At 54.0% G+C, this 531-nt stretch carries 1 rRNA gene; it reads right to left on the bottom strand.

Going from position 1 to position 531, the window contains the following annotated elements:
• A 16S ribosomal RNA gene (locus tag ACE419_RS11540) occupies positions 1-531 on the bottom strand; the annotation flags it as partial.

Here is a 531-nt window from a genome sequence, read left to right as displayed (position 1 = left end):
CTTTCACTCAATGTCAAGCCCTGGTAAGGTTCTTCGCGTTGCGTCGAATTAAACCACATACTCCACCGCTTGTGCGGGCCCCCGTCAATTCCTTTGAGTTTCAGCCTTGCGGCCGTACTCCCCAGGCGGAATGCTTATTGCGTTAACTCCGGCACAGAAGGGGTCGATACCTCCTACACCTAGCATTCATCGTTTACGGCGTGGACTACCAGGGTATCTAATCCTGTTCGCTCCCCACGCTTTCGAGCCTCAGCGTCAGTTACAGTCCAGAAAGCCGCCTTCGCCACTGGTGTTCCTCCTAATATCTACGCATTTCACCGCTACACTAGGAATTCCGCTTTCCTCTCCTGCACTCAAGAAAACCAGTTTCCATCCCCTCACGGGGTTGAGCCCCGCACTTTTAAGATAGACTTGATCTCCCGCCTGCGCTCCCTTTACGCCCAATAATTCCGGACAACGCTCGCCACCTACGTATTACCGCGGCTGCTGGCACGTAGTTAGCCGTGGCTTCCTCGAAAGGTACCGTCATTG

This window comes from Mitsuokella apri, assembly GCF_047974105.1.
Taxonomy (GTDB): Bacteria; Bacillota; Negativicutes; order Selenomonadales; family Selenomonadaceae; genus Mitsuokella.
The sequence above is the reverse complement of the archived record's forward strand: the minus strand, read 5'-3'. Positions and strand labels throughout refer to the sequence as shown.